Origin of the sequence: Paenibacillus humicola (genome assembly GCF_028826105.1) — a bacterium.
Lineage (GTDB): Bacteria > Bacillota > Bacilli > Paenibacillales > Paenibacillaceae > Paenibacillus_Z > Paenibacillus_Z humicola.
In genome coordinates this window covers 53,884-80,000 of record NZ_JAQGPL010000001.1, presented here as the reverse complement: position 1 = coordinate 80,000, position 26,117 = coordinate 53,884, and the positions used below count along the sequence as shown (strand labels likewise).

Here is a 26,117-nt window from a genome sequence, read left to right as displayed (position 1 = left end):
CTTCGCATGGTGGCTCCGCTCAAACTTACGGCCGAACGGATCGATGCCGAGCGCGCGCAGCTCGTCCAGCTTATCCCGGCGAATTTGCAGCAGCTCGCTAATTTCCTGCTCTTGCGTTTGATGCTCCACTTCGTTCAACTCCTAACGTTTATACCAACGGGTAAATCGGGAGCGGCCTTCGCCGTCCGGTGCGGATCGCACGTCTCATCGCGTGATACGGCCGGGAACGGGCAGCCCAATTAGAGAAAAAAGCTTCCGGAGGAAGCTTAGTCGCAAAACAATCAACCTTCTTATTTCTTGATATCGACGATTTTATATTGAATAATGCCGGCCGGAACGCTCACATCGACGACGGTTCCTTTTTTCTTGCCGAGAATCGATTTGCCGACCGGACTTTCGTTCGAAATTTTATTTTGCAGGGGATCGGATTCGGCCGTCCCGACGATCGTATATTCCATCGTGTCGCCGTATTCCATATCTTGAACCGTTACGATCGAGCCGATGCTCACCGTATCGATGTCGATTTCGTCGTTGTTGATGATGCGGGCGTTGCGAAGCATTTTCTCCAGCGTGATGATGCGCCCTTCGATAAACGCCTGCTCGTTCTTGGCGTCTTCGTATTCGGAGTTCTCGCTGATATCCCCGTAACCGATCGCGATTTTGATCCGCTCGGCGACTTCGCGGCGCTTGACCGACTTCAGGTTCTCGAGTTCTTCCTCCAGCTTCTTGAGCCCGTCCTGCGTCAAAATGATCTCTTTATCGCTCATCTTACCGATTCTCCTGTCGTGTGACAATTTTCATACCGCGTATGAATTCACTGTTACTTAATATATTACGCTCCATACCAATGACACCGCCGGAAGACGGTCAGGCTAGTCAGCTTACTAAGCAGACGGACGATTTTACTCGCGGATGGCCCGGCGCCGCGCCGGCAAACGCCGGCGCATCGCGGAAAGTCACCGCCGAAACGGTAAATTCTAATTTATTGCAAAATTATATTTCAAATTTACCCCAGATGTCAACGAAACGGGTACGGTCGTCGAGAGCCGGTTTGAAAACGCTTCACTTCTTCGCTGACAGCATACGGAGTCCGTTGCGGGAAACCGCAGACGCCGCATGCGTTGTTTAATGATAAACGACCTCTTCGGAGGAGGCGCCGGATCCTGCAGCCGGACGTTCGCCGTCTTCTCCGAGCGAGTCGATGTACTGCTCTAAAATGCGAACCATGTTATCGCGGCTCGTTTCTTCCATAATCGTATCCTTGACGCGCGCGGCTCCCGGAAGTCCTTTCAAATACCAGGCCAAATGCTTGCGCATCTCCCGGACGGCGACGGATTCGCCCTTCAGCTGGACAAGCCGGTCCATGTGCACGATCGCAATTTCCATTTTCTCGCGCGGCGACGGGTCGGGAAGAAGCTCGCCCCCCGTCAAATAATGAACGGTACGGTACAGCATCCACGGATTGCCGAGCGCACCCCTTCCGATCATGACGCCGTCGCAGCCGGTATGCTCGAGCATTTTTTTGGCGTCCTCCGGCGTAAAGACGTCGCCGTTTCCGATAACGGGAATGGAAACCGCTTGCTTGACCTCTTTTATCATATCCCAATCCGCTTTGCCGGTATACAGCTGTTCGCGCGTCCGCCCATGGACGCTGACGGCTTTGCCGCCCGCGCGTTCGACGGCCCTGGCGTTGTCCACGGCATAGATATGCTCGCTGTCCCAGCCGATGCGCATTTTGACGGTGACCGGCTTGCTTACGGAATCGACGACAGCCGAAACCATTTCATAGATTTTGTTCGGATCGAGGAGCCAACGGGCCCCCGCGTCGCATTTTGTCACCTTCGGTACGGGACAGCCCATGTTGATGTCGATAATGTCCGCGTTTGTCTGCTTGTCGACAACTTTCGCGGCTTCCACCAGCGATTCCCGGTCGCCGCCGAAGATTTGCAGGCTGAGCGGTTTCTCGCGTTCGTCGACAAAGAGCATCTCCATCGTCCGCTTATTGCCGTGCAAAATCGCTTTGTCACTGACCATTTCGGCGCAAACTAGGCCGCAGCCGAACTCTTTGGCTATCAATCGAAAGGCCGGGTTGCACACGCCTGCCATCGGCGCAAGCACGACCTTGTTTTTCATCTCGATGTTTCCGATTTTTAGCATGTGCGCATCGCACTCCTTTCCGAACGCTGCGTTCGTTCGCCGCTTAAGGTTGTTTCTTCTCCGCCGTGAGCTCCTCGTAGCTGATGCCGAGCGTGGCGCATATGCGCTCCAGCAGCTTAGGGTCCGCTTTTCGCGTTCCCCGTTCGAGCGAACCGAGCACGGCAACCGAAAGGTCCAGCTTCTCCGCCAGCTCCTGCTGGGTGTAGCCTTTCAGCTTCCTGAATGCTCTGACACGGTGCGCCAATTGATCGTATTCCATAACATGATGCCTTCCTCTCCAACCGAAGCCGCCTTGTCCGCCGCCTCCGACACCTTTTCGTAAAAAGGATGCCCGGCAGGCAGCACATCGCGCAGAGGAACAAGCACGAAAGCCCGTTCCATCATGCGCGGATGCGGAAGCGTCAGCTCGTCTTGGGTCATAACGATATCGTCCGCCAGCAATAAGTCCAAATCGATCGTCCGCGGCCCCCACCGGATCTCTCTTGTCCGCCCCAGCTCATTCTCGACGTCGAGCATGACATGCAGCAGCTCCAGCGGATCAAGTGAGGTGCGAAGCTCCGCGGCCATATTCAAAAAAGGGGGTTGATCGGTGAAACCGACCGGGTCGGTTTCATAAACGCCCGATACGCGCTCCACACCGATACGAGGATGCCCGTCGAGCCGCTCAAGCGCCTCCTGCAGCAGATGAACGCGGTCACCGATGTTGGAGCCAAGCGCGATATAAGCCAGCATCACCCGATCCCCGGCCGCGCCGGTTGGGTGAGGCAGAATGTGCTCAGTCATGTTTGCCACGCTTTCTCGAAAGCTCCACGGTTACGCCGTCGAACTGAATGTCAAACGGCGGATGCGGCTTCGTTACCCGGACGGTCACTTCATTGACATTAGTATAAGCGTCCAGCACCCGCGATGCAATGCCGCCGGCCAAAGCTTCGATCAGCTTAAACGGCGGCCCTTCGACGATTTGTTTGATCAACTCGTGGATGCCGGCATAATTGACGGTGTGCTCCAGCTCGTCGGTTTCCGCCGCCCGGGTTAAATCGAGCCGCAGTTCAAGATCGACGTAAAATTGCTGGCCCAGTTTATTTTCCTCGGGAAACACGCCATGATACCCGAAAAAACGCATACCCTGCAGCAGCATCCGGTCCATTGCGCGCACCTCCTATGTTGTCGTGGATTTATACATGATGGCGTCTGCCATCGAAGCACAGCGCTTCATATCGCGGACATCGTGGACGCGCATGATCTGGCACCCCTGCGCGATGCCAAGCGCGACGGTCGCCGCCGTGCCGAACGCGGCCTCGCCGGCGTCCAGCCGCAGCGTCTCGCGGATGAACTTTTTGCGCGACGTGCCGAGCAGCACCGGATAGCCGAGCGACGTCAGCCGGCCGAGGCTGCCCATGAGCCGCAGGTTGTCGCCGGTCGTTTTGGCAAAGCCGATGCCCGGATCGAGCCAGATCGCGTCATCGGCGACGCCGCCGGCGCGGGCGATGGCGACACTCGCCCGCAGGTCCGCGACCACATCCGGCACCAGGTCCGCGTAATCGCGGGCGTGCCGGTTGTGGCTCGCAATGACGGGGCAGCCGTATTCGGCGGCAACCTGGGCCATTCGGGGGTCGGCTTTAAGACCCCAGACGTCGTTGACGATGTGCGCGCCGGCCTCGAGCGCCAGGCGCGCGGTCTCCGCCTTATACGTGTCGATCGAGACCGGCACGTGGGGAAGCGCTTTGCGCACGGCGCGGATAACCGGCAGCACGCGCCGCAGTTCTTCTTCGAGCGGCACGGGGTCGAAGCCGGGACGGGTCGATTCGCCGCCGATATCGATGATGTCGGCGCCTTCCTCTACCATCGCGCGCGCATGGGCGACCGCCGCCTCCACGCTATTGTAGCGGCCTCCGTCCGAAAACGAATCCGGCGTCGCGTTCAGGATACCCATAATAAGCGTCCGTTCGCCCAGCTCGAGCCTGATGCCGCCATCCAGCTCGTAGATGCGTTTGTATGGGGCCGCCGCCGCGGCATCGTTCCCATGAAATCCGGCATGCTTCTCCGTCATCGCTGCTGTCCATCCTTTCCCGTCTGCGACGCAATATCCGCGCGATAGGCGGCAAGCAGTTTGCGCGCGACCGGTCCGGCCGAACCGTCTCCGATTCGCAAAGCCGTCCCCTCGAGGCCGCGCAGCTCCGTAACGGGAACGAGCTCCTGTACAGAATTCGTTACCCAAATTTCCTCCGCTTGAATTAACCGGCTCCAGTCAAACAAGCCCTCTTCGACGCGCAAACCGGCATCGGCGGCAAGCTCGATGATCCTCGCCCGGGTGATGCCCGGCAAAATACCCGTAACGAGCGAAGGCGTGCATACCGTCCCCTCCGCAACGAAAAACAGATTGCTGACGATTCCTTCGGCAAGCAGACCGTCCTTCGTTAGCATCAGCCCTTCCGATCCGGGAGCGGTGCCGAGTCCGCGCAGCTCCCTCTTGGCTATAATATTGTTCATATAATGCAGCGACTTCAGACGAAGTTCGCCCTCGGGCGTGTTGCGGCTTGTCCGCAAGAGCGCGAGCTGCCGGCCGGTCTCGTACAGCCCGGGATCGGCAGCCGGCAGCGGCTTGGCCATCAGCAGCTCGACCGGCTCGGAGTAATCGGCGGGCGGGAGCCCGAGCTCCCCTTCGCCGGCCGTCACCGTCAGGCGAACGTAAGCCTCATCCAGCCCGTTCGCGCGCATGAGGTCCGCCAGCAGGCTTCGAAGCGCCGCTTCGTCCGGCCGATAGGCAATACCGAGCGAGCGGCAGCCCTCTTCAAGCCGCTGTAAATGCCGCTTCAACAGATAAGGCCGCCCGCCGTTATAGGTGCGAAACGTCTCGAACAGTCCCATGCCATACAAAAAGCCGTGATCGTAGACCGAGATCACGGCTTCCTCCGAAGGACGAACCGCGCCCCGCATGCCGATTTTCATCGCGCTGCGCCTGCCCGGAGACGCAAAAAGTTACGGAGCAGCAGGAGTCCGTTCTCGGTAATGATCGATTCGGGATGAAATTGTACGCCTTCGATCGGATATTCCTTATGGCGAAGCCCCATAATTTCGCCCTCCGCCGTTTCCGCGCTAATTTCCAGGCAGTCCGGAAGCGTTTCTTTTTTGACGATCAAGGAATGGTACCGGGTTGCCGTAAACGGCGACGGAATGCCTTCGAAGATCGTTTTACCGTCGTGCAAAATTTCCGATGTTTTGCCGTGCATCAGCTTTTCCGCCCGCACGACGTCTCCGCCGAACGCCTGTCCGATCGACTGATGCCCGAGGCAGACGCCGAATATCGGGATCTCGCCTTTGAACCGGTCGATGAGCGCAAGGCTGACCCCCGCTTCGTTCGGGCTGCACGGGCCGGGGGAGATTAAAATATGATCCGGCCCGAGCGCGGCGATGCTCTCCAGATCGACCTCGTCGTTGCGCTTCACGACGATCTCCTCGCCAAGCTCACCCAAATATTGGACCAGGTTATACGTAAACGAATCGTAATTGTCGATAACCAAAATCATGTGCGTCTACCCCCTCGGAATATGTTCGGCCGACCGCTCGCTGTATTCGATCGCTTTCCACAGCGCCTTCGCCTTGTTCAGCGACTCGTAATATTCGCGCTCCGGCACGGAATCGATAACGATGCCCGCTCCGGCCTGCGTGTGGACGACGCCGTCCTTCACCGTCATCGTGCGAATAATAATATTAAATTCCATATCGCCGCCGTAGTCAATCCAGCCGAGCGAGCCCGTGTACGGTCCCCGGCGCACGGGCTCAAGCTCCTCGATGATCTCCATCGTGCGGACCTTCGGCGCTCCCGTGATCGTACCGCCCGGAAACGTCGCGGCGATGACGTCGAAGGCGTCCTTTCCTTCCGCCAGCAAGCCTTCGACCTGCGAGACCAGATGCATCACGTGGCTGTAATATTCGATCGCCATCAGCTCTTTCACTCGTACGGAGCCATAAGCGGCGATCCGCCCGAGGTCGTTGCGCTCCAAATCGACGAGCATGATGTGCTCCGCCCGCTCCTTCTCGCTCGTCCGGAGCTCCTCGGCCATACGCCGGTCCTCTTCTTCGGTCCGGCCCCGCCTCCGCGTGCCGGCGATCGGCCTCGTCGCCAGCCTGCCGTCCCGAAGCTCGACCAGCAGCTCAGGCGACGCCGAAACCAGCTGAAAATCGGGGCAGCGCAAAAATCCCATATACGGCGACGGATTGATCAGCCGCAGCCACTCGTACAGCTCCTCCGGCCGGGCGGCAAGCCGCCTGCTCTGCCGCAGCGACAAGTTGACCTGGAACACGTCGCCCTGAGCAATATAGTCCCGAATTCGCTGGACCGCTTCCATATAAGCCGTCTTGGGAAACGGGGAGGTAATGCCTTCCACCGCCTCGATATCGATATGCAGCGATTCCTTTTCCAGCCGCTCCGTCCGCATCCGGCATCTGTCTGCCGCTTCTTCGCCCGCGCCGCCGCTTGTCCATTCTTCCCACTGCCGGAGCATTGCTTCCGCCCTCCCGATCGCGTCCTCATAAAGGGAGCGAAGGTGATGCTCCGTCATGCCGGGCACGACTTCCGTATGGACGGCGCAAAACAGCACCTCTCCGATACGATCGATCACCCACAGCTCATCGAACCGCATGAACAGATAATCCGGCAGACCGAGATCGTCCGCCGCCGTTTCCGGAAGCCGTTCGATGGAACGGACAATATCGTAGCTCCAGAAGCCGGCGCAGCCGCCTGTCCATTTTGGCCCCCACCAGAGCCTGGGCGCTCTTCGCCCTTCCATCCAGGTACGCACGGTTTCGAGCGGTCCGCCCTCATAACGGGTCTTTGTCTCGCTTCGCCCGGAACGATCGTCCCTGTCCCATGCTTCGGCCCGTCCGCCCTTGCCGCGGATGACGGATGACGGCCCGATTCCCAAATACGTATACCGTCCGTCCTTCCCGCTTTCCAGCACAATCGCGTGCGAGTCGGCCGACCGCCAAGCCGGCTCCCAGGAAGCCGGCCGCAGCCGCTCCGGAGGCAGCGGCCGTTCCAGCAGCAGCGGAAGCGACGTATAACCTTCATTATGCCACAATACCCAGTCCGCAAATGCGGTCGATACGATCGCTTCCAATCCCCGCTCCATTCCTTCCCGTACAAGCCCCATGATGCCGCCTTCAAACCGCGCGCCCGTCCGCTCGTTATGTTTTGCAAGCTAGTATACCGAATCGGGGACGAAAAGGAAAGGGCCGTGTCAAATCCCGCCAGCCCGGCCACCCTCAGAAATTAGCCGCCTATGACAGGAGCGCCCGAAATTGCAAAAGCCGGGCTCCCGAAAAATCGGGGAACCCGGCTGAACCGGCCATGCTTGCTGCCGAACCTCGAGGTTATGACACGGCGTGCGTGCCGAACAGTCAGTTCTCGAAGTTGAACAGCGGCGTGGACAAATATCGCTCGCCGTTGGACGGAACGATTGCAACGACGCGCTTGCCCGCGCCCAGCTCTTTGGCCACCTGCAGTGCCGCAAAGATGGCGGCGCCGGACGAAATACCGCACAGAATGCCTTCTTCCTTAGCGGCTTTGCGCGCGGTTTCAAATGCGTCGTCGTTCTCGACCGTAATGATCTGATCGTAAATTTCGCGGTTCAGAATGTCCGGGATAAAGTTCGCGCCAAGACCTTGAATTTTGTGCGGTCCCGGCTTGCCGCCGGACAGAATCGGCGATGCCGCAGGCTCGATGGCGACAATTTTGATGCCCGGGAAGTTTTTCTTGAGCACTTCGCCGGCGCCGGAAATAGTACCGCCCGTGCCGATCCCGGCTACGAAAGCGTCCAGCTTGCCGTCCAGCGAGTTGATCGCCTCAACGATTTCCGGCCCTGTCGTTCTGCGGTGAACGTTCACATTCGCCTGGTTCTTGAACTGCTGCGGCATGAAGTAGGACGGGTTCTCCTTCAAAATTTCCTCCGCGCGGCGAACGGCGCCGTTCATGCCTTCGGAGCCCGGCGTCAGCACGAGATCCGCGCCGTACGCACGAAGCAGATTTTTCCGTTCGTTGCTCATCGTTTCCGGCATGACGAAAACCGCCTTATACCCTTTCGCTGCGGCAACCATGGCAAGCCCGATACCCGTATTTCCGCTCGTCGGCTCAATAATCGTATTGACGCCCGGCTTGATCAGGCCGTCGGCTTCGGCCGCTTCGACCATGCTGATGGCGATCCGGTCTTTCACGCTCGCGCCCGGATTTTGGTACTCAAGCTTGACGTAAATCTCTGCGCTGCCCTCGGGAACAAGCCGGTTCAGACGGACAAGCGGTGTATCTCCGATAAGTTCCGTAACGCTTTGTACAATTCTGGCCATGTTTGGTGAGCCTCCTATTCCGACTAAATCAGTAGGTTTTCCTTTATCTTATCAATCGTTTACATCCGTTGTCAATAGCGAGTTTCTGCGGTCCGCGCGTCTTCGCGGCACCTTCGGGCCGGCCCGGCCGCCGCTTCGGAGAAAGGAGCGCCCGATGCAAAAACGCGCGCCTACCCGAGGCACGCGTCACGTTTACTTCATGATCGCCGCTTTATATTTTGTCAGCAATTCCTCTTCCACTTCCGGCGTCGGGCTCGCTTTCGACAGCGCAACCTGGCGGCGGGCGATCTCCCGCTGTTTCTTGACGCTCATCGCGGGCCCGCTCCGCTTCTCCTCCAGCTTGACCACCGCCTGACCCCCCGGTACCGCGATCGGGCCGGCAACCTCGCCGATGCTCATGGCGGCAGCCGTTTTCATAACGCCGCCGCCGACAAACGGGTCGTCCGCATCGATAAGCCCCAGCTCGCCGCCATTCGCCGCCGTGTCCTTGTCCGTCGAATACGTCCGCGCCATCAACGCGAATTCTTCGCCTTTTCCCAGCTTGTCCAGCACCGCGTCTGCATCCTGCTTGTCCGCGGACAGGATCCAGGCCAGACGATACTGCACCTTCGGTTCAAACTCGTCTTTGTTTGCCTTGATGTAATCGTCGATCTCCCGGTCGCTCACGCTGATCGTCCGCGTGGCGATCTTCTCGAGCAGCAGCCGGTATTTCGCATCTTCCCGGACGGCTTCGGGCGTCAGCCCGAGCTGGTCCTTCATCGCCTGATAAAACGGCTGTTCGCCGCCGTACCCTTCCATCTCCTCCGCCAGCTCACTGTCCAGCTCCTCCGGCGAAACGCCGAGCCCATAGGCGGCGGCCTCCTGACGGACGGCCGAGCGTACCATTAAGGTATGCAGTACGCTGTCACCGTACTCGCTCCGCAGCGCCGCGGCCAGCTCTTCCTCGGTTATTTGCTCATCCCCGACGGTGGCTGCAACCCGGCCGGCCGACCGCGACGGCTCATTTCCTCCATTATCGGCCCCTCCGGTCTCCGAGGCGTGCGATTCGGCGGGCGCCGCCAGCACGCGCGTCACGACCACGACGGCAAGCACGATCATACAAAGGCCTTGCAGGATCACAACAGTCCTCAGTACCCGGTCTTTCCCCATCACATCCGGCCCCCGATTACGAAATCGGCTTCGGCTTCGCTTGATCGAGCAGCGTCATCAATTGCTCGCGGTCAAAGGCATACTTCTCGTTGCAAAAATGGCATACGACTTCCGCTTTCCCGTCTTCCTCGATGAGCTGCCTCAGCTCCTGCTCTCCCATGCTGATCAGCGTCCGTTCCACACGCTCTCGCGAGCATTTGCACTTGAATATGACGTCCATCCGGTCAAGCAGTTCCATATTCTCGCCCACAACCCAGCGGAGCAGTCCTTCCGGCGTCTCGCCCTGGTCCAGCAGCGCGGAAATCGGAGGCAGGACGGAAACCGACCGCTCCAGCTTCGCAATCTCATCTTCTTCGCAGCCCGGCATCATCTGTACGATAAAACCGCCCGCGTTGAGCACCCTGCCGTATTCGTCCACCAGCACGCTAAGCCCGACGACCGACGGCGTCTGTTCCGAGGTTGCGAAATAATAGGTAAAATCTTCCGCGAGCTCTCCCGAAACGATCGGGATGCTCCCCCGGTACGGATCCTTCAGCCCAAGGTCCTTGATTACGTGAATGTGGCCGCTTCTTCCTACTGCGCCCGCCACGTCCAGCTTGCCGAGCGCATTGCTGGCGAGCTGTACCTGCGGGTGATCGACATAGCCGCGCACTTCGCCGCGGGCATTCGCGTCGACGACGATTTGGCCGACCGGGCCGTCGCCCTTCACTTGAATCGTCAGCTTCTCTTCGCCCTTCAGCATCGCGCCCATCATCGCGCCTGCCGTTGCGATGCGTCCGAGCGCCGCCGTCGTCGTCGGGAGCGTCCCCTGACGGCGGCGGAGCTCGTCGACCAGCGCGGACGTCGTGACGGCAAACAGCCGCAGCTTACCGCCCCAAGCGGTGCCGCGCACCAAATAATCGTTGCTCGTGCTTTCCATTGTCATCTCCCTCCCGTCCTTCGATTACAATACCGTCTATATGCGTTAATGATCCTGATTGCGCTCGTAAATCATTCGCAGTCCTTCCAGCGTCAGAAGCGGATCGACCACTTCGATCGTTTCCGATTCGGCGGCGATCAGCTCGGAAAGACCGCCCGTCGCCACGACGCGCGGCGAGACGTTAAATTCGGTGCGGATGCGGCGAACGATGCCGTCCACCTGCCCCGCATAGCCGTATATGACACCCGCCTGCATGGAAGTAACGGGATTGCGGCCGATCACGCTTTTTGGTTTTACAAGCTCGATGCGGGGCAGCTTCGCCGCGCGCTGGTACAGCGCCTCCGTCGAAATGCCGATGCCCGGTACGATCGCTCCGCCCAGATAGCTGCCGCTCGGGTCGATATAATCGAACGTCGTCGCCGTGCCGAAATCGACCACAATAAGCGGCACGCCGTATTTCTCGATGCCGGCCACCGCGTTAACGATCCGGTCGGCGCCGACCTCGCGCGGATTTTCGTACCGGATATTGAGCCCGGTCTTGATGCCGGGGCCGACGACCAGCGGGCTTTTGCGCAAATATTGCGCGCACAGCTGCTCGAGCGTCCGCATAAGCGGCGGGACGACGGACGAAATGATAACCCCTTCGACGTCCGTCAGCCTCAGTCCGGCGATATGGAACAGGTTATGCACCATCATCCCGTATTCGTCGACGGTCGAGGACCGATTCGTGCTGAGCCGCCAGTGATGCAGCAGGTTGCGGCCCCGGTAAATGCCAAGCACAATATGGGTATTGCCCACATCGATAACAAAAATCACTTACGCCTGGCCTCCTTTTTTCCCGCCCAGGTCCAAGCTGATATCAAGCGATTGAAACGAATACGTGAGCGCGCCCACCGAAATGACGTCGACGCCGCATTCAGCAATGCCGCGGATCGTATCGAGCCGGACGCCGCCGGACGCCTCTACGATGACGTGCGGCGCGCGCGATTTGATGCGGGCGACCGCATCCTTCATCATGCCGCTCGGCATATTGTCCAGCATAATGATATCCGCGCCGCTTACGAGCGCTTCCTCCACCTGCTCGAGCGACTCCGTCTCCACTTCGATCTTCATCGTATGCGGGATGACGCTTCGCGCGGCCCGAACCGCGCCCTCAATGCCGCCCGAGCCTTTAATATGATTATCCTTGATCATCACGGCATCATATAAACCAAACCGGTGATTCGCGCCGCCGCCGACCCGGACCGCATATTTCTCCAGCACCCGGTGGCCGGGCGTCGTCTTGCGCGTATCGACGAGCCGGACAGGCAGCCCTTCCAGCGCATCGACGAACGTACGCGTCTTCGTCGCAATGCCGGACATCCGCTGCAGCAAATTAAGCGCCAGACGTTCGCCGGTCAGCACGGAGTGCGTGCTGCCTTCCACCTCGGCAAGTACGGTGCCCTTCGTCACCGCTTCCCCGTCGCGGACTAGCGGCCGAAACGACAGCGATTCGTCGACCGTATGGAACACGAGCTCGGAAACCGCGATGCCGGCGATCACGCCGTCCTCTTTCGCATGAATGACCGCCTTCGAACGGCTGTCTGCCGGAATCGTCGCCCAGGTCGTCACGTCGCCCGTTCCGACGTCCTCGGCCAGCCACGCCCGGATTTGCGCCTGCAGCGCATCGATGCCGATACCGCCGGTGATGGCGGCAAGTGCCGCGTTATACATATTCGATCCGCTCCTCGGTAACGCCGTATTCCCGATGCAGCACTGTATGCTTGCGCCACTTCAGGTCGTCCCTCTCCGGAAAATCTTCCCGGCAATGCGCGCCTCTGCTCTCTTCGCGCGATAAGGCCGCATTCGCGGTAAGCAGCGCGCACGTGAGCATATTGGCAAATTCGAATTCTTCCCTTTTCGTCAGCACCGACTGGAAAATAGGCAGCTGGCGCTTCAGCTCTTCAAGTCCCCTGCCAAGCCCTTTGCCGCTGCGGCGCAGTCCGACGTAGCGGACCATCACCTTTTGCAGCTTGAGCCGGCGCTCCACTACGGCCTGCATCGGCGCTCCGCTCCGATGCATCGACTCGGCATGGGCGGAGACGTCCGGCAGTAGCGGCTTCAGCCGGCTGATCCGATCAACGATGCGGCGCCCGAATACGATGGCCTCAGACAGCGAATTGCTTGCCAGCCGGTTCGCGCCATGTACCCCGGTGGACGAGCATTCACCGCAAGCAAACAGGCGATTGATGTTCGTCTCGCCGTTCAAATCGGTTTTCACGCCGCCCATCATATAATGCGCCGCCGGAGCGACCGGAATCCAGTCGGTCGTCAAATCGAGCCCGTACTGGAGACAAAATTCGTAAATGTTCGGGAACCGGTGCCGGATCATCTCCGCCGATTCATGCGTAATGTCGATATAGACGAAGGTCGACTTCGTCTCTTCCATCTCGCTGATGATCGCCCGGGCGACCACGTCGCGCGGCGCCAGCTCCAGCTGCTCATGGTAGCGCTCCATAAACCGCTCGCCTTTGATGTTCCGCAGGACGGCGCCCTCGCCGCGTACCGCCTCCGAAATGAGAAAACGCGGCGCTCCGGGGTAACACAGCGATGTGGGATGGAATTGAATAAACTCCACATCCTGTATGTAAGCGCCCGCACGATAGGCCATCGCAATTCCGTCTCCGGTCGCAACCTCCGGGTTCGTCGTGTAGCGGTACAGCTGGCCGGCGCCGCCGGTGCACAGAACCGTCGCTTTGCCGCGGACGAACAGACGCTGGCCGTCCGGCTTCTGCACTAAAGCGCCGATGCATTCGGAGCCGCTCGTCACCAGATCGATGACGAAATGCTCGTCCCATACTTCGATCCGCGAGTCGGCAACCGCTTTCTCCGACAGCGCGCGAACGATTTCAAAGCCGGTCGCATCCCCATTCGCATGCAAAATGCGGCGCTGGCTGTGCGCCCCTTCCTTCGTCAGCGCGTATTCGCCGTTCTCCTGATCGAAATGCGTTCCCATCCGCACCAGATCGTCAACCCCGCTCGGGCCTTCATGGACGAGCACATCGACAGCCTGATCCGAGCAGAGCCCGGCGCCGGCCGCAAGCGTATCCTGCCGGTGATACTCCGGCGAATCATCGCTGGAAATAACGGCCGCGATGCCGCCTTGCGCGTACCGGGTATTGCTGTCAAGCAGCGATTTCTTCGTAATCATCAGGACGCTGTTCGTCTCGCATGCTTTAATAGCGGTAAAAAGACCGGCAATGCCGGCCCCGATCACAATGACGTCCTTTTCGATGACAGGCAGCCCTTCAAGCTCGAAATCAACCAAATAACGCGGAATCATGAGCATCGAATTCCTTTCTTCGGAAAAGAGAGTAGCGCATGCTACTTCACTTGTAACATGCGCTCCAGGGACAAGCGGGCTTTCTCCGCGATTTGCTCGGGAACATAAATTTGCGGCTGCATCGTTTCCAAACATTTGACCAGCTTTTTCAGGTTATTGACCTTCATGTTCGGGCAGACTAAATATTTGGTTGCAAAATGGAATGTTTTGTCCGGGCTGTCGAGCCGCAGCTGATAGCCGGTTCCGTCCTCGGTGCCGACGATAAATTCTTTGCAATCCGACTCCTTGCAGTATTTGATGATCGCGGTTGTGCTGCCCACAAAATCGCCGAGCTTCACGACCTCGGGCCGGCACTCGGGATGCACGACAAACTGGGCATTCGGATATTTCGCTTTCATTTCCTCGACATCCTTCACGGTAAGCATGTCGTGCGTATTGCAGTACCCTTCCCAAATGATCATTTTTTTGTCGGTGTGGCGCTGCACGTAATCGCCGAGGTTTTTGTCCGGCACCCAGATCACTTCGTCGCCTTCGACCGAATTGACGACTTTCAGCGCATTGGCCGAGGTGCAGCAGATGTCCGTCTCCGCCTTGATTTCCGCCGAAGAATTGATATACGTGACGACGGTCGCGTTCGGATGCTGCGCTTTCAGCTTGCGAAGCCCGTCCACGTTCACCATGTCGGCCATCGGACAGCCGGCGCGTTCGTCAGGGATGAGGACGGTTTTGTTCGGCGCTAATATTTTGGCGCTCTCGCCCATGAAATGAACGCCGCAAAACACGATCGTATCCGCATCGGTCTGCGCCGCCTTCTGGGCAAGCAGGAACGAATCCCCGCGGAAATCGGCCACCTCCTGTACTTCGTCGCGCTGGTAATAATGAGCCAAAATAATTGCGTTGCGCTCTTTCTTCAGCTGCAAGAGACGTTCCCGCAGCTCGCGGTTTTGTTCCGCTTTCCGCTCGAGAGCCAGAGCCTCCATGGACCATTCTCCTCTACATCCTGACTTTGTGAACAGATGCACAAACTGGGTCGCAATCCGACGTCGACTGCGCACACAACCCGAGACCCCGTCGTTTATCTATAATGTGTCCATTCGTCGAAAGTTATCACCCTGAATACGGCGATTAACATTTAATTTACACAAGGCCACAGCGGCTGTCAACCGATAAAACGGCCCGTTTCGGACCTTCTTGGCAAAGATTTCGCCTTGGGCCCCGCGTACCGCCTTGCTGCTTACCCGTCCGCCCCCTGATGCGCCATCCGGCGATTTACCGGAGTGAACGGCGATCCAGCTTGCGGCTTGTCCGCCGTGAAGCCGATGAACCGGAGGAGTTCCTTCGTTCGATCGAGAAAAAAGGCGAGACATAACTCTTCAAAAAAATGCCCGCCGCGGAGTTCCGCAGCGGGCATCTTCTTTACCGATTCATCTTATTTATCGGGTTCACCGTTATTGCCGCCGCCCGTTTCCGGATCGGCAGGGTTCGGCTCGCCCGGCTCCTTCGTTTGGATCCGGACCTTGACGCCGCCGATCGTATCGATGGACGGCTCGGCTTTCGGTTCGGCCGCAGGCTCGCTGCCGTCCGTTCCGACGGGGCCGTCTGGGCCGCTCTCGATCAGACGCTTGATCTGCTCGAGCTCGAGCGTCTCTTCCTTCAACAGCGTCTGCGCGATCAGGTGCACTTCCCGGCTTTTCTCGGTCAGCAGGTTTTTGGCGCGCGTATAGCAATCGTGTACGAACGCCTGCATTTCCTGGTCGATCTCGTAGGCGATTTTGTCGGAATAGTTCTGCTCATGCCCGATATCGCGGCCGAGGAACACCTGTCCCTGCGAGCTGCCGAACTGCATCGGTCCGAGCTTGTCGCTCATCCCGTATTCCATGATCATGCTGCGCACGATGCTTGTGGCCTGCTTGAAGTCGCTGTAAGCGCCGGTGCCGATTTCGCCGATGAACAGCTCTTCGGCGACGCGGCCGCCCAAGAGACCCGTCACTTTGTCAAGCAGCTCCTGCTTCGTCGTCAGCATGCGGTCTTCCTTCGGCAGCATAATGACATATCCGCCGGCGCGGCCGCGCGGGATAATCGTCACTTTGTGCACCATGTCGGCATGCTCGAGGAAATAGCCGATAATCGTATGGCCGGCCTCGTGATAGGCGACAATCCGCTTCTCGCGGTCGCTGATGACGCGGCTGCGCTTCTCCGTGCCGACGATAACGCGGTCGATCGCTTCGTCAACCTCGTTCATCCCGATATCCTTCTTGTTGCGGCGGGCCGCAAGCAGCGCCGCCTCATTAAGCAGGTTCTCGAGATCGGCGCCGGTGAAGCCGGTCGTCCGCTTCGCAATGGTCTCCAGCTTGACGTCGCGCGCCAGCGGCTTGTTGCGGGCATGCACCTTCAGCACCGCCTCTCGGCCCTTGACGTCCGGACGGTCAACCGTGATCTGCCGGTCGAAACGGCCCGGGCGAAGCAGCGCCGGGTCGAGAATATCCGGGCGGTTCGTCGCCGCCACGATAATAATGCCTTCGTTGGCGCCGAAGCCGTCCATTTCGACGAGGAGCTGGTTCAGCGTCTGTTCGCGTTCATCGTGCCCGCCGCCGAGTCCGGCGCCGCGCTGGCGGCCGACGGCGTCGATTTCGTCGATGAAGATGATACAAGGCGCGTTCTTTTTCGCATTCTCGAACAGGTCGCGCACACGGGATGCGCCGACGCCGACGAACATTTCGACGAAGTCGGAACCGGAGATACTGAAGAACGGCACGCCCGCTTCGCCCGCAACCGCGCGCGCGAGCAGCGTTTTACCGGTACCCGGAGGACCTACGAGGAGCACGCCCTTCGGGATGCGGGCGCCGACGGCGGCGAATTTGCGCGGATCCTTCAGGAACTCGACAACCTCGACAAGCTCCTGCTTCTCCTCGTCCGCTCCGGCCACGTCCTCGAACGTAACCCGTTTCTTCTCCTCATTGTACAGGCGGGCCCGGCTTTTGCCGAAGTTCATCACTTTACCGCCGCCGCCCTGGGCCTGATTAATAAGGAAGAAGAACAGGATGAAAATAATCACGAACGGAATGATTGAGGTAAGGAATGTCAGCCAGATGCTCTCGCCCTGCATCGGCTTGACTGTCATTTGGAAGTCGTTCTTCGCCTGTGCGTCGTAAATCTCTTTGACCGCAAACTCCTCGATGTTCGCATGCGTGGAGAAATGCTTCGATTTAACGCCTTCCGGCGGATTTTTATAGTCACCAGTGACCTGATACGAATAGCCGTCGAACTGCATCGTCAAATCCTCGACGTTGTTGGTCTGCAGCGCTTGTCTCAGCTGGTCGTATCGTATTTCTTCGGTTGTATCGTTTTGGCTGCTGATAAATTGGAAGATCCCGACGGTCACTAAAAAAATAATCAAATAAAATCCAGTGTTCCGGATGATCCGATTCATCCCTTACCTCCTCTCAAGACGCTTCAAATATTTTACCATAGCATGTTTCCCCACTACAAACGAAAGGGAGATGAGGCATGTACGGCCGGGCACTAGCATGGAGTTTCTAGTCCTGCGTCTTAAGGACAAGTGTGCTTACTTCCCGTATACTTCAGGCTTCAGAACGCCGATCAGGGGCAAATTGCGGTATTTCTCCGCGTAATCAAGCCCGTATCCGACGACAAACGCATCGGGTAAAATGAACCCTTTATAATCGGCCTCGAGCTCGACCTTGCGTCCGGACGGTTTATCGAACAGCGTAACGAGCGTGACGGATTTGGCATTGCGCCGCTCCAGCACGTCGATCAAATAGCTGAGCGTCAATCCGCTGTCCACGATGTCTTCGACCAGGATGACCTCGCGTCCCTGAACGGGCGCGTCGAGATCCTTCATAATTTTGACGACGCCGCTTGTTTTGGTCGATTGCCCGTAGCTCGATACCGCCATAAAATCGATCTCGAGCGGAATCGTCATGCTTTTGACCAGATCGGCCATAAAAATAAAGGCGCCTTTCAGCACGCAGATCACGAGCGGATTGCGTCCATCGAAATCCCGGCTGATCGTTTCGCCAAGCTCGCGCACCTTCTGCTGAATTTGGCCGGCGTCATAAAGGACTTCTTGAATATCGCTAAGCAATGCCGGGACCTCCTACTTGTTGTACCTATACCTATGAATGAATCAGTGCATCTTATTCGGGTTGACCCCTGCCGTTCACCGGTCCTTCCGCCCGCACGCGCAGCACCCGCGACGTTGCAGCGGTAACCGGTGCGGCCGTCGAACGGCGGATACCGGGAATCCAGATGACGGTCCCTTCGGCATCGACAAGCAGCGGAAGCTTCTCCCGCAAAGAACGGGGGACGCGCTCGTCAACGAACATATCTTGCACTTTTTTGGTGCCGTTTAAACCCATCACCCGCATCCGGTCGCCCGGACGCCGGTTGCGCACCGTCAGCGGAAAGGAAATCCGATCGGCGTCGAATGCCGTCTCGTCTCGTCCGCGCGGCGTACGGCCGGCTGCCGTCAGCTCCTCCGCGAATGCGAGCGTGATACCCGCTTCCTTAATCCGCACGGCCGTTCCCGTTCCTGCCACGGTATATTCGTAAGCGACCGTATCAAGCTCGGCCGTCCGGGCCGCGTGCGCCCGGAGGAACCGGAGCTCCTCGTATTCCCGAACAAGCCGGACCCCGCCTCCCAGGTCCAAACGCGAGGACGACGCGGCGCCGTCCGCGGCGGCCGCCCGCACCGTTTCGACGGTGATGAAAGAAGTGGATTCCGTTTCCATTCCAACGTAATCTAATATTAGTTTAATCAATCTCCTTTGTAAAGCGACATGCAGGTCCAGCAGCGCTTTGCGGGTCATTTGGCATCCGTCGCGGCCGGGCCGGACGCAGGCGTCGAACGCGCGCCTCGCTTCCCGGTCCATCCAATCGTCCTCACGGGCGGCCAGCTCGGAGAGCCGGACCAGCGCGGCGGGGAGTTCAGGGTTGTATTCCTTCAGTGCCGGCAGCACGTCGAGGCGGACCCGGTTGCGGTAATAGTCGCGCTTCAGATTGCTGCTGTCTACGCTGTACGGAATGGCCCAATGTTTGCAGTAGCTCAGGATGTCTGCCTTGTAAATACGCAAAAGCGGCCGAATAAGTTCCACGTTTTTTTCGGTTCTGCGCATCGGGATTCCGGCCAGTCCGCCGGGGCTCGTCCCCCTTAAAATTCGCATGAGGACGGTCTCCGCCTGGTCGTCGGCGTGATGGCCCAGCGCGATGCGCCGCGCTCCGTTACGCTCCGCGACCTCATGCAGGAACGCGTACCTTTTCTCACGGGCCGCGACGTGCGGATTAAGTCCGGTTTCCTTTATATAGGAAGGAACGTCGATGCTGACCGTTTCGCAAGGCACGCCGAGCGCGGCCGCCAGCTGCCGCACGCCCTCCGCTTCGCGGGCCGATTCTTCGCCCCTGAACCCGTGGTCGACATGGGCGGCGACCAAGCGAAGACGCCCGGGCCCGGACAACCGGTGCAGCATATGCAGCAGCGCGGCCGAGTCGGGTCCGCCCGAGACGGCGACGACGATCGTATCGCCATCCGACCATAGCCGTTCCTCCCTCGCGGCCGCAGCTACTTCGATGAGCCATTTGTCCATCGCTTCCATTAGAGCCCCCTCCCGTTTCTCTTAAACGCGCTTGGGCGGCGAATGCACAAAAGCCGCCGCGTCCGCCTTGGCCTCCTTCATCAAGACCCGGTCCGCAGCAGCCAGTAAATGGTCGTGGCCAGCAAAATCGCCGAGACGGCAAACAGCCCCTTCATCCACCGGGGCGTCTCCGATTGCTTGCGCCGCTCCGGGCGCATCCACTGCTGCCAGGACGCCGCCGCCTCGCGCACGCTCCCGAATTCGCCAAGCAGCGCCTTGCGAAGCCAGCCGTCGAACGGTTTAAGCTCGGGGTTCGAGCGGGCGAGCCGGAGCAGCTCCTCGGGCGAACGCGTCTGCGGCAGCAGATTGGCGGTCAGCTGCGAAAGCCGGCGGTGCTCGCAAAGCTGAATGAGCAGCACCGCGAATGAGAACAAATCGTACCCCGCTTCCGCCGTCCGCGAGCCGGCGTTCCAATAGCCCCGGTCGTAGATCTCGGTAAACTGCCGGACGCTCTTGCCGAAAGCCGTGGCGCCGCCGAAATCGATAAGCTCCACGCGGCCGTAATCGAGCGCGATGACGTTCTCAAGCTTCAAATCGCCGAACGTCCACCCCGCTTCGTGCAGCTCCGCCAGCTTCATCAGCAGGCTGTAGCCGACGACCGGAAGCCATTCCATCCCGTGCCGGGACAAGTAGTCCGAGAGCGTCGAGCCGCGCACGTACTGCATCACATAAAACGGGTATTCCCGGCCGTCCAAGGCCCGGCAATCGTCGACATCGACAAGGAACGAGGCGCCTCGTTTCCGCCCGGCAATGGATTGCAGCACGTTAACCTCCGACTGCAGGTCGACCGCATCCGAGCCTACTTTCAGCGCATACCAGCTTCGGTCCCGTTCGACGAGGAACACTTTGCCGTTCGCTCCGGCGCCGAGCAGCCGTTCCACCCGGTAGCTGCCCTGCCTCCATTTGCCCCGGATGACCGTACCGCGCGGGAAGCTCTCTTCAAACGACGTGGTCACTCAGCATCCCGCCCGTTTCGTCATCATTCTTCCTATTACCATAATCGGGTTTTCGGAAAAAATCAATGACGTGCATGAGCGCTGGTCCCGTCGGCGTCGTACCCCGCATTTGCAGCTTCGGAAAGATCGACGTCACGCCGCCGACATCGCCCGTCCAGTCCAGGATTAGCCGGCAATCCTCGCCGTAAGCCGAGCCGGGAAAATGGAACACCGCGATTTCGCTGCTCCCCTGGCGGGACTGGAGGCTGAGCGCCAAATCCCGGATCGCTTCCTCGACGGCCGCGAGCTTCGGCTTCATGCTGGCGCTTGCATCGATTAGCAGGGCAACCTGCAGGCGGCTCGTCTCACCCAGCTCGTCGATGACGCGCACCACCTCGCCCCGCTTCTCCGGCGGCAGCGCTTCGATCGACGAGGCGCCAAACACATGCTTCAGCTCCCGCTGAACGGCCTGCTGTATCGTCTGCGCGACCGTTTTGCGCGTCAGCATTTGCACGGTTTGCGACAGCTGCCGCGTATGGGCCAGACGGCTGAGGCCGCCGCCCGAGCGGGCGATTTCCTCGATCTCCGACGCGCCGAATTCGCCAAGATCGCCTTGATCGACAACGCCTACGACGTTGACCGTGATGCCTTCCGCATAAGCCTGCGCGGCAGCGACGACCGGACTGACGCCGACATTGGAGCAGCCGTCGGTGATAAGCAAGATTTGTTTCATGACTCGTCATCCCCTAAAACATGGAATCTACCGCTAGTATCTCTACCAGCGTGCCCACTTTTGAGAGGAAATAATCAGCGGACAAACGAAAAAAGCCCGCCTGTTCAGGCGGACTTGTGCGGCGGCGGCCCGATAGACGGAGCCTCGATATAACGTATGCTTTTCAGCGGGCGAGCCTTTCCGGACCGGCCTCCGTTCGTTCGCGCCCCGATCGGACGGCCCGCCCCAGCGATTGCGGGATACCGGGCAAGGCGCCCCTCCCGCCATACCGTTCGCTTCTTCATCCGGCTTCGCATTCGGCGTATTTGCGCCGGCGGCGATTTCTTCCGTTTCGCTTTCAGGAAGCCCGTCTTGGCGAGCGGCTTAGGCCGGCCGGCGTCCTCCCTGCCCGGCGCCTCCTGCAGCGACTTCGAGCCGGATGCCGCGGACTTCCGTTCTGGCTTCTCCTCCTTGTGCGGGAGTTCCTCCTCCATGTCCACCGCTGCCGCAACCTCCGCCAGCGCAGGCTGGGCGGCTTTCTCCGCGTCCTGCTTTTGGCCGCGCTCCGCCAGACGATACTGCTCCCAGTAATCGTTCCAGGCCGGCGCCTTCTCCTCCTCCGATACCGTTAGTTGAACCGTAATATTGATCGTTACCGTTATTTTTTGAGCGCTCATAGGGCACGTCCTCTCTCATTTATATTCATTTTGGCGCACGGCCTGCGTGCAAAAGCGTATCCGGTCTATTCGTCGCTTATCGAAATCGATCGATCCTTCTGCCTCAGCTCACCGTCCTCGGCCGCTCCAGCTTGCTCAGGCCCGGCCAGCGGAACGTCGCCCACTCCGGCTGATGCTTGTCCACGCGAGCTACGACGACGGTCATATCGTCAAGAATGTCTCCTTTATGGTAGCGGACGACCGTTTCCAGCAGCATATCGGCGATTTCCTGCGGGTCCTCGGTCTTAAGCTCCTGGATGATCCGCTTCATCCACAGTTCCTTATTCACCGCGTGCCCCGGCGCATCGAAGATGCCGTCGGTCATCATGATGAGCGTATCGCCCGGCTGCAGCTGCACGCTGATCAGGTCGATGTCGATCTCCTGCAGGATGCCGACCGGCAAATTGTTCGCCGAAATCGGAATGACCTCGCTGCCCCGCTTGATGAAGCTCGGCGTCGAGCCGATTTTCAGAAACGTCGTCTTCGCCGTATACATATCGATAAGCGCAACGTCGACGGTTGCGAAAATCTCTTCGGACGACCGCAGCAGCAGCACCGAATTGACCGACTTGATCGCGAGCTTCTCGTCCATCCCGGACTGCAGCAGCTGCTGCAGAATCGTCAGCGCCGTGCTGCTCTCCACTTTGGCCCGCTCGCCGTTGCCCATGCCGTCGCTGATGGCGACGGCGAACTTGCCGTTGCCGAGCTCGACGGTGCTGAAGCTGTCGCCCGACAGCAAATCGCCTCCTTTGGCGACGCCGGCTATGCCGGTTTCGACCTCGAACGCCTTCGCCGAACCGAAGACGACGAGCGCCGGCTCTCCGCTTTTGTCCGGGTATCGTTCCGACATGACCGCGATCGGCTCGCCGAGAATGTCGGAAAGCAGCGGCGCGATAATTTTGCGGCACTCGTCGTACCCGCGCCCGAACGCGTGGTACACTTCAATTTCTACATTTCCCTCCTCCAGATTGACGATATCGATGCCCTGTATGGATAAGCCGAGTCCCTCGAGCGCGTCGCGGATTTGCTCCTCCTGCAAATGGAGCTGCTGCCCCTCCCGCTTGATTTCGCGCGCCAAATCCTCCATCACCTGCGATACGCCCGACAGCTGCTCGGCGACCAGCTGCCGGGAATCACTCAGCTGCTTTCTCCAAATCTGGTCATGCTTGTACAGCTCGTACTCCTGGTTCATCACCCCCAGCACTTGATGCGCATGAATGCAGTGCGACTTCCAATCCTTGGGCACCTCCTTCGGCCCGATCTTCCGTCCTTCCTCGACCGATGTCATCATCTCGGTCATCATCCGGTAGGTGTCGTAAAAACGCCCTTCCCAGCACAGCGTTTTGCGGTGGCAGGAGCTGCACGTTTTCTCCGACGCCGCGTTCATGAAATGGTTTACCGCCTCCTCCCGTTTCTCGACCTCGCTGGCGCCGACGGTTTGTCCGAAGCTCTTCGACAGCTGACGGAATACTTCGGAAAACTGCGCCACGCGCTGCGCCGTCACGTCGCGTACCCGCTTCGCGTATTCGTGCTGCGACTTGATATGCTCGCTTGTGCCCGGCACATATTTCGAGATGGTGCGAACCATCGAACGCGGGGTAATAAGGAAGAACAGGATCGCCGCCACCGATTCCCAGGTCGACGACATGACGTCGGTCTGGCTGCCGACATACATGGACAGAATCGACGAGCCGAGCAGCATGCCGAAGGCAACCCCCATTTTGCCTCCGTCGCGCAGCAGTCCGGCGAGCAGCCCGGCAAAAGCGAGCAGGCTCATCTGCACGATGGCGTTCAGATCGGCCAGGCTCAGGATGAGGCCGGCGACGACGCCGACCGAGGCCCCGAGCGGCGCGCCGCCGACGAACGCAAACAGCAGCAGCATCGTTCGCGACATGATATGCTCAACCGACAGCCCGTAGACGGTCCAGCCGACCGCCCCGGTCATCACCGAGGCGAGCATGATCATGAGACAGATGATCTCCTCGCTCCGGAGCGCCGTCGTTTTCCGCGTCATCGTGAGTACCGGGACCGCCTGCACGAACACCAGCGTCAGCACGAATCCGAGCGCCGCCTCCACCGATACCATCATCAGCTTGTACCAGCTGAGCGAGTCGGCGATCACGACGCCGAACAGCCGGACAAGCAATGTAGACAGGAAGACAAGGAGCGGCGCGTAGTTCAGTTCGGCGCGTTCATACGTTTCCAGCCCTTTCAGCAGCAGGTAGAGGACGGCCAGCTCCATCGCGATCCACATCGGCTCGGGCGACAAGGCCAGCCAGCTTCCGGCCACGATCGCAAGTCCGACCGGGAACACCGCGTCCCGCCGTAAAAAATAAATGACGGCAAAGTAAGCGGCGGCAAACGGTGTCAGCGATTCCAGAATTACCGCCCGCCCGAGCAGGAAGCCGATTGCCACCAGAACGAAGGTCCATTTCCTCGACGCGATCATTTGCACCGACCGCCGCGTCGCCGCCCAATTCATTCCCTTCCGTACGGCCGACTGCACGAAGCTTGTCCGCCGCAGATCGGGGAACACCACCACGTTTTGTTTTTCGGTCACCCAAGACACCACCATTTCCGTTGTTTGTGTGCCCTTAATTATAGGAGCCCCCTCCGCGGAAGTTTGTCAGAAAGCGTTGTCAGCGCCAAAGTTTTTTCCGACAAATTCGCGTGAAGCCGCCGCTGCTTGTCGCCAGAGGCGCGAATGCAGCGTCAGCGCGGCTTTGCGGGCCCGCACCCTGCCGCCGTTCAGCACACGGTTCAACAAATTACGGTGCCGCTTCGCAGCCCGTTCGGGGCGAAACGCCGTCCGAACCTGTCGGCTTTGGTGGAGATGGCGGGAAAACTTTTTTGTTCGGGGAGGTATATTTTTCGAAACGGCGGCATAATCGGGGCAAAAAGAGGCGTTCGAGCACCGTTCCGCTTCGCCGAATCCAAGCGGGAGCGATTCGCAGGCCGAAATCTTGCCATATCGCGCTTACGAATCTTGCAATCTTTCGACGCAAGCCGCCAGCCGCATGATATACTCTAGCTAAGCTGAACCGAAATAAGAGGAGGAACCGATGTGAAAACCTATGAAATCGCTGTCATTCCCGGAGACGGAATCGGCGGCGAAGTGGTGCCCGCCGCGCTGGACGTGCTGAACGCCGCGGCCGACGTTCATGGCGGGCTGAAATGGAAGTTTGCGAGTTTTCCGTGGAACTGCGATTACTATATGGAGCACGGCAAAATGATGCCGGACGATGGATTAACCATATTGCAAGGATTCGACGCCGTCTTCCTCGGGGCGGTCGGCGACCCTTCCCGCGTGCCGGATCATGTTTCCCTGTGGGGGCTGCTGATCAAGATCCGACGGAGTTTCGAGCAGTCGATCAATATCCGGCCGGCCAAATTTTTTAAAGGCCTCGCATCCCCGCTCCTGAATCCGAAGGATTTCGACCTGCTGGTCGTGCGGGAAAACAGCGAGGGCGAATACAGCGAAATCGGCGGCCGCATCCATCAGGGCGAAGACCAGATCGCCATGCAAAGCTCGGTCTTCACCCGCAAGGGGACGGAGCGAGCGATGCGTTACGCCTTCGAGCTGGCCAAAACGAGAAAAGGCCATGTCACGAGCGCGACCAAATCGAACGGAATTGTCCATACGATGCCGTTCTGGGACGAGGTGTTCCGGGACGTAGCCGCCGACTACCCCGACATCCGGAACTCGTCTTATCATATCGACGCGCTGTCCGCTTTCTTCGTGACCCGGCCGCAAATATTCGACGTCGTTGTTTCAAGCAATTTGTTCGGGGACATTCTGAGCGACATCGGCGCCGCGGTCATGGGAAGCATCGGCGTCGCGCCAGCCGCGAATATTAATACGAACGGCAAATACCCGTCCATGTTCGAGCCGGTGCACGGTTCCGCCCCCGATATCCAGGGCAGAGGCATCGCCAACCCGATCGGGCAAATTTGGACGGCCAAAATGATGCTCGACCATTTCGGCGAATATGAAATCGCCGGCAAGCTGCTGGACGCCATGGAGCTCGTGACCGCACAGGGCATCAAAACGCCGGACATCGGCGGGTCTTCCTCCACGACGGAAGTGGCGGCCGCTATCTGCAGGGAGCTGAAACGAATGTAAAGCGAACTTCCGTGAAAATAGCTGCAGCAGCTTCGAAGGTGAACATCAAAAAGGCAGAGCCGGTTATGGCTCTGCCTGTATCGTTTGTATA

25 protein-coding genes (1 of these 25 running past the window's edge) are annotated in these 26,117 nt (G+C 59.3%); 1 reads left to right on the top strand and 24 read right to left on the bottom strand.

What is annotated here, in order from left to right:
- From lysS to spoIIE, 24 genes are all read right to left on the bottom strand, one after another.
- Positions 1-129, bottom strand: partial view of a lysine--tRNA ligase gene (gene lysS, locus PD282_RS00400; protein ID WP_420832260.1) — the beginning only. It extends 1,377 nt beyond the left edge of the window; the window shows 129 of its 1,506 coding nt (coding positions 1-129); the start codon lies at positions 127-129; its stop codon lies off the left edge, out of view.
- A 161-nt stretch (positions 130-290) separates the two neighbouring features.
- Positions 291-767, bottom strand: a complete 477-nt coding sequence (gene greA, locus PD282_RS00395; RefSeq protein WP_274648444.1) for a transcription elongation factor GreA — start codon at positions 765-767, stop codon at positions 291-293.
- A gap of 358 nt (positions 768-1,125) precedes the next feature.
- A complete protein-coding gene (gene dusB / locus PD282_RS00390; protein ID WP_274648443.1) occupies positions 1,126-2,157 on the bottom strand; it encodes a tRNA dihydrouridine synthase DusB in 1,032 nt (343 codons plus the stop codon).
- A gap of 43 nt (positions 2,158-2,200) precedes the next feature.
- Complete coding sequence (locus PD282_RS00385; RefSeq protein WP_274648442.1) at positions 2,201-2,416, bottom strand: helix-turn-helix domain-containing protein; 216 nt, start codon at positions 2,414-2,416, stop codon at positions 2,201-2,203.
- The gene (gene folK, locus PD282_RS00380; RefSeq protein ID WP_274654946.1) at positions 2,368-2,940 is read right to left on the bottom strand and encodes a 2-amino-4-hydroxy-6-hydroxymethyldihydropteridine diphosphokinase; all 573 of its coding nucleotides are present in this window, start codon (positions 2,938-2,940) and stop codon (positions 2,368-2,370) included. The genes PD282_RS00385 and folK overlap by 49 nt, the downstream gene beginning before the upstream one ends.
- Complete coding sequence (folB, locus tag PD282_RS00375) at positions 2,933-3,304, bottom strand: dihydroneopterin aldolase (protein ID WP_274648441.1); 372 nt, start codon at positions 3,302-3,304, stop codon at positions 2,933-2,935. The genes folK and folB overlap by 8 nt, the downstream gene beginning before the upstream one ends.
- 12 nt (positions 3,305-3,316) lie before the next feature.
- Complete coding sequence (gene folP, locus PD282_RS00370) at positions 3,317-4,207, bottom strand: dihydropteroate synthase (protein WP_274648440.1); 891 nt, start codon at positions 4,205-4,207, stop codon at positions 3,317-3,319.
- A complete protein-coding gene (locus PD282_RS00365; RefSeq protein WP_274648439.1) occupies positions 4,204-5,106 on the bottom strand; it encodes an aminotransferase class IV in 903 nt (300 codons plus the stop codon). Before PD282_RS00365 ends, folP begins: the two co-directional genes overlap by 4 nt.
- Entirely contained in the window at positions 5,103-5,684 is a 582-nt protein-coding gene (gene pabA / locus PD282_RS00360) for an aminodeoxychorismate/anthranilate synthase component II (protein WP_274648438.1), read from the bottom strand. The genes PD282_RS00365 and pabA overlap by 4 nt, the downstream gene beginning before the upstream one ends.
- Positions 5,685-5,690: 6 nt before the next feature.
- Positions 5,691-7,310 carry an anthranilate synthase component I family protein gene (locus PD282_RS00355; protein ID WP_274648437.1) on the bottom strand — a complete coding sequence of 540 codons (1,620 nt, stop codon included), beginning with the start codon at positions 7,308-7,310 and terminating at the stop codon, positions 5,691-5,693.
- A gap of 247 nt (positions 7,311-7,557) precedes the next feature.
- Complete coding sequence (cysK, locus tag PD282_RS00350; protein WP_274648436.1) at positions 7,558-8,499, bottom strand: cysteine synthase A; 942 nt, start codon at positions 8,497-8,499, stop codon at positions 7,558-7,560.
- Positions 8,500-8,691: 192 nt separating this feature from the next.
- The gene (locus PD282_RS00345) at positions 8,692-9,648 is read right to left on the bottom strand and encodes a peptidylprolyl isomerase (RefSeq protein WP_274648435.1); all 957 of its coding nucleotides are present in this window, start codon (positions 9,646-9,648) and stop codon (positions 8,692-8,694) included.
- A 16-nt stretch (positions 9,649-9,664) separates the two neighbouring features.
- Entirely contained in the window at positions 9,665-10,567 is a 903-nt protein-coding gene (hslO, locus tag PD282_RS00340; RefSeq protein WP_274648434.1) for an Hsp33 family molecular chaperone HslO, read from the bottom strand.
- A 45-nt stretch (positions 10,568-10,612) separates the two neighbouring features.
- Positions 10,613-11,383, bottom strand: a complete 771-nt coding sequence (locus PD282_RS00335) for a type III pantothenate kinase (protein ID WP_274648433.1) — start codon at positions 11,381-11,383, stop codon at positions 10,613-10,615.
- Positions 11,384-12,280: a carboxylating nicotinate-nucleotide diphosphorylase gene (nadC, locus tag PD282_RS00330; protein ID WP_274648432.1), complete on the bottom strand. Its 897-nt coding sequence runs from the start codon at positions 12,278-12,280 to the stop codon at positions 11,384-11,386. It abuts the gene before it with no gap.
- A complete protein-coding gene (gene nadB, locus PD282_RS00325) occupies positions 12,273-13,889 on the bottom strand; it encodes an L-aspartate oxidase (RefSeq protein ID WP_274654943.1) in 1,617 nt (538 codons plus the stop codon). The genes nadC and nadB overlap by 8 nt, the downstream gene beginning before the upstream one ends.
- 41 nt (positions 13,890-13,930) lie before the next feature.
- Entirely contained in the window at positions 13,931-14,869 is a 939-nt protein-coding gene (gene nadA, locus PD282_RS00320; protein WP_274648431.1) for a quinolinate synthase NadA, read from the bottom strand.
- A 449-nt stretch (positions 14,870-15,318) separates the two neighbouring features.
- Positions 15,319-17,319, bottom strand: coding sequence for an ATP-dependent zinc metalloprotease FtsH (gene ftsH / locus PD282_RS00315; RefSeq protein WP_274648430.1), 2,001 nt, complete (start codon positions 17,317-17,319; stop codon positions 15,319-15,321).
- A 135-nt stretch (positions 17,320-17,454) separates the two neighbouring features.
- The gene (gene hpt / locus PD282_RS00310; protein WP_274648429.1) at positions 17,455-17,994 is read right to left on the bottom strand and encodes a hypoxanthine phosphoribosyltransferase; all 540 of its coding nucleotides are present in this window, start codon (positions 17,992-17,994) and stop codon (positions 17,455-17,457) included.
- Between the two features lie 52 nt (positions 17,995-18,046).
- Entirely contained in the window at positions 18,047-19,501 is a 1,455-nt protein-coding gene (gene tilS, locus PD282_RS00305; RefSeq protein ID WP_274648428.1) for a tRNA lysidine(34) synthetase TilS, read from the bottom strand.
- Positions 19,502-19,581: 80 nt separating this feature from the next.
- On the bottom strand, positions 19,582-20,496 hold the full coding sequence (locus tag PD282_RS00300; RefSeq protein WP_274648427.1) for a serine/threonine protein kinase: 915 nt from the start codon (positions 20,494-20,496) through the stop codon (positions 19,582-19,584).
- Positions 20,480-21,208, bottom strand: a complete 729-nt coding sequence (locus tag PD282_RS00295) for a VWA domain-containing protein (RefSeq protein WP_274648426.1) — start codon at positions 21,206-21,208, stop codon at positions 20,480-20,482. The genes PD282_RS00300 and PD282_RS00295 overlap by 17 nt, the downstream gene beginning before the upstream one ends.
- Before the next feature lie 104 nt (positions 21,209-21,312).
- Positions 21,313-21,864: a hypothetical protein gene (locus PD282_RS00290; protein WP_274648425.1), complete on the bottom strand. Its 552-nt coding sequence runs from the start codon at positions 21,862-21,864 to the stop codon at positions 21,313-21,315.
- Positions 21,865-21,967: 103 nt separating this feature from the next.
- Complete coding sequence (gene spoIIE / locus PD282_RS00285) at positions 21,968-24,463, bottom strand: stage II sporulation protein E (protein ID WP_274648424.1); 2,496 nt, start codon at positions 24,461-24,463, stop codon at positions 21,968-21,970.
- Positions 24,464-24,967: 504 nt separating this feature from the next.
- Between spoIIE and PD282_RS00280 the strand changes: the two genes are divergently transcribed.
- Positions 24,968-26,026 carry a tartrate dehydrogenase gene (locus PD282_RS00280; protein ID WP_274648423.1) on the top strand — a complete coding sequence of 353 codons (1,059 nt, stop codon included), beginning with the start codon at positions 24,968-24,970 and terminating at the stop codon, positions 26,024-26,026.
- The last annotated feature ends 91 nt before the right edge of the window (positions 26,027-26,117 follow it).

Coding starts and splice junctions, on each gene's coding strand:
- greA (WP_274648444.1), bottom strand. CDS start 767: ATGAGCGATAAAGAGATCATTTTGACGCAGGACGGGCTCAAGAAGCTG.
- dusB (WP_274648443.1), bottom strand. CDS start 2,157: ATGCTAAAAATCGGAAACATCGAGATGAAAAACAAGGTCGTGCTTGCG.
- PD282_RS00385 (WP_274648442.1), bottom strand. CDS start 2,416: ATGGAATACGATCAATTGGCGCACCGTGTCAGAGCATTCAGGAAGCTG.
- folK (WP_274654946.1), bottom strand. CDS start 2,940: ATGACTGAGCACATTCTGCCTCACCCAACCGGCGCGGCCGGGGATCGG.
- folB (WP_274648441.1), bottom strand. CDS start 3,304: ATGGACCGGATGCTGCTGCAGGGTATGCGTTTTTTCGGGTATCATGGC.
- folP (WP_274648440.1), bottom strand. CDS start 4,207: ATGACGGAGAAGCATGCCGGATTTCATGGGAACGATGCCGCGGCGGCG.
- PD282_RS00365 (WP_274648439.1), bottom strand. CDS start 5,106: ATGAAAATCGGCATGCGGGGCGCGGTTCGTCCTTCGGAGGAAGCCGTG.
- pabA (WP_274648438.1), bottom strand. CDS start 5,684: ATGATTTTGGTTATCGACAATTACGATTCGTTTACGTATAACCTGGTC.
- PD282_RS00355 (WP_274648437.1), bottom strand. CDS start 7,310: ATGGGGCTTGTACGGGAAGGAATGGAGCGGGGATTGGAAGCGATCGTA.
- cysK (WP_274648436.1), bottom strand. CDS start 8,499: ATGGCCAGAATTGTACAAAGCGTTACGGAACTTATCGGAGATACACCG.
- PD282_RS00345 (WP_274648435.1), bottom strand. CDS start 9,648: ATGGGGAAAGACCGGGTACTGAGGACTGTTGTGATCCTGCAAGGCCTT.
- hslO (WP_274648434.1), bottom strand. CDS start 10,567: ATGGAAAGCACGAGCAACGATTATTTGGTGCGCGGCACCGCTTGGGGC.
- nadC (WP_274648432.1), bottom strand. CDS start 12,280: ATGTATAACGCGGCACTTGCCGCCATCACCGGCGGTATCGGCATCGAT.
- nadB (WP_274654943.1), bottom strand. CDS start 13,889: ATGATTCCGCGTTATTTGGTTGATTTCGAGCTTGAAGGGCTGCCTGTC.
- nadA (WP_274648431.1), bottom strand. CDS start 14,869: ATGGAGGCTCTGGCTCTCGAGCGGAAAGCGGAACAAAACCGCGAGCTG.
- ftsH (WP_274648430.1), bottom strand. CDS start 17,319: ATGAATCGGATCATCCGGAACACTGGATTTTATTTGATTATTTTTTTA.
- tilS (WP_274648428.1), bottom strand. CDS start 19,501: ATGGAAGCGATGGACAAATGGCTCATCGAAGTAGCTGCGGCCGCGAGG.
- PD282_RS00295 (WP_274648426.1), bottom strand. CDS start 21,208: ATGAAACAAATCTTGCTTATCACCGACGGCTGCTCCAATGTCGGCGTC.
- PD282_RS00290 (WP_274648425.1), bottom strand. CDS start 21,864: ATGAGCGCTCAAAAAATAACGGTAACGATCAATATTACGGTTCAACTA.